Genomic DNA, 2,446 nt, shown 5'->3' with positions numbered 1-2,446 from the left:
CCAATTGGTTCCAAATTCAAATTCCATAATAATTCCGGTGGCAACCCCAATCCCAAAGGTCAATGCAAATATTTTAATCCAAAAGCGGGTCAAAATTTCGTAATCTTTATTTCCGGTTTTAAGATAAAGTCCTTCCATGATTACCATTATCAAACCGATTCCAATACTTAATGGCGGATAGATATAATGAAAGGCAATTGTAAAGGCAAATTGTATGCGGGCTAGTATTTCAACATCCATGGTAAGAATATTTATTTTGAAAGTGTCTGTGAATTTTGATGTGTCTAAGCTAAATCTATTTGATTTAAAACTGAAAAGAATTTTATAAAAAAAGCACCACTATATAATGGTGCTTTAATTTTTTATTTAAAATAAGAGAAGGTTTCATTATTCTCAATCTTCAGTAATGTTTCATAAATCAATTTGATTACGTTTTCTACATCCTCACGGTGGACCATTTCGACGGTAGTGTGCATGTATCGCAACGGTAGTGAAATCAAAGCCGAAGCCACACCGCCATTACTATAGGCAAATGCATCGGTATCCGTACCTGTGACTCTTGAAGAAGCTAAACGTTGAAATGGAATGTTTTTCTCTATAGCTGTATCTAGAATTAATTCTCTCAAATTATTTTGAACAGCAGGAGCATAAGTAACTACTGGTCCTTTGCCTATTTTAGTATCACCTTCAATTTTCTTGTCAATCATTGGGGTAGTGGAATCGTGACAAACATCTGTAATAATAGCCACATTTGGTTTGATGGTTTGCGTAATCATTTCCGCACCTCTTAAACCAACTTCCTCTTGAACGGCATTGGTAATATATAAACCAAAAGGTAGTTTGATGTTGTTCTCGTGCAATAAACGAGCCACTTCAGCAATCATAAATCCTCCCATGCGATTATCTATGGCACGACAAACGAATTTGTTTTCGTTCATAATCATAAATTCATCAGGATATGTAATTACACAACCTACGTGAACCCCTAATTTTTCTACCTGTTCTTTGGTTTCACAACCCAAATCAATAAAAATATTACTAATCTTCGGATTTTCTTCCTTGTCTCTGTTTCGGGTATGAATGGCTGGCCATCCAAAAACACCTTTTACAATCCCGTTTTTAGTGTGAATATTAACACGTTTCGATGGGGCAATTTGGTGGTCAGAGCCCCCATTACGGATTACATATACTAATCCATCATCGGTTATATAATTCACATACCAGGCAATTTCATCGGCATGACCTTCTATGACAACTTTGTATGGAGCGTCTGGATTAATAACTCCTACGGCAGTTCCGTAGGTATCGGTAATAAAAGTATCTACGTATGGTTTTAAATAATCCATCCATATTTTTTGACCTTCACTTTCAAAGCCAGTTGGGGAGGCATTATTCAAATATTTTTCTAAAAAGGTTATGGATGATGCTTTCAATATTGATTCAGTACTCATATAAATTATTTTTTCGCTAAATTAGAAATTTGTCTTTATAGTTCTATATTTAATGTATAATTTTGTGTTAAAAATATTTCTTCATGAAGCTTTATAGAATCTTAGTTTTTTCTTTTTTCGTATCACTGTCAAGTTATGCACAAGACACCAAAAATGATAATACTCAAATGGGGTATGTCTTAACAGAAGCAGATAGCATATTTGGCGATACCATCGTACTGCCAGAATTGGTAATTGAAAGACATAAGATGAGTGATGAAGACAAAAAGCAATTTTTGTTACTTCAAAAAAGAGTTTATGCCACTTACCCTTATGCTAGAATTGCAGCCGAAAGACTAACATCGTTGAATAGAGGTATGGGAAAGTTTACCAATAACAGAGATAAAAAAAGATATTTTAAAATAGTGGAAGATTATTTGAGTAATGAGTTCGAAGGAAGATTAAAAAAACTCTCAAAAAAACAAGGTCAAATATTGGTCAAATTAATCGACAGGCAAACTGGAACCACGACATATGATTTAATAAAGAATCTCAAAAGCAGTTGGAAAGCATTTTGGTCCAATACAACGGCTAGTATGTTTAATATTGATTTGAAATTAAAGTACCAGCCTTATGAAGTAAATGAGGATTATTTAATAGAGACTATATTGGTCAGGGGTTTTGAGTCGGGTAGACTACGTAAACAAGAGGCTGCAAATCCTATAGATTATGATAAGTTGGAAGAGTCTTGGAGTAATAAAGCAAAATAAATAAACTTTTACATTCAGTATATAAAGAGGTAATTACTAAAGTAGTTACCTCTTTTTTTTGTTTTCAAGCTTTGTTTTCAAGCTTTTCAAATACTCAGGAGCCATTTCCCGCTATTCACTATAATCTTATAAGCCGAACCCCGGCTTATAAGGATTTCCGCTGCTATCGGGGCTAGGGTATGGGTTTTCATAAGAAAGGAAGTGAAAAATCCACACCTTTATATAGGAGACGAAAATGCAAAAGGA

The 2,446-nt window shown here is 34.1% G+C and carries 3 protein-coding genes; 1 reads left to right on the top strand and 2 read right to left on the bottom strand.

The genetic code is table 11. The annotated features are described in order from the left end of the window. Window positions 1–240, bottom strand: a 240-nt coding sequence (locus VFS71_RS05920; protein WP_326399958.1) for a cytochrome ubiquinol oxidase subunit I, incomplete at its 3' end; no start/stop codon positions are given. Between the two features lie 122 nt (window positions 241–362). Then, entirely contained in the window at window positions 363–1,451 is a 1,089-nt protein-coding gene (locus VFS71_RS05915) for a M42 family metallopeptidase (protein ID WP_326399956.1), read from the bottom strand. An 83-nt stretch (window positions 1,452–1,534) separates the two neighbouring features. Here VFS71_RS05915 and VFS71_RS05910 point away from each other — a divergent pair, with 83 nt between their 5' ends. Next, the gene (locus VFS71_RS05910) at window positions 1,535–2,200 is read left to right on the top strand and encodes a DUF4294 domain-containing protein (protein ID WP_326399953.1); all 666 of its coding nucleotides are present in this window, start codon (window positions 1,535–1,537) and stop codon (window positions 2,198–2,200) included. Window positions 2,201–2,446: the final 246 nt, after the last annotated feature.

Source organism: Flavobacterium sp. (assembly GCF_035760125.1).
In the GTDB taxonomy this organism is placed as follows: domain Bacteria; phylum Bacteroidota; class Bacteroidia; order Flavobacteriales; family Flavobacteriaceae; genus Flavobacterium.
The sequence above is the reverse complement of the archived record's forward strand: the minus strand, read 5'-3'. Positions and strand labels throughout refer to the sequence as shown.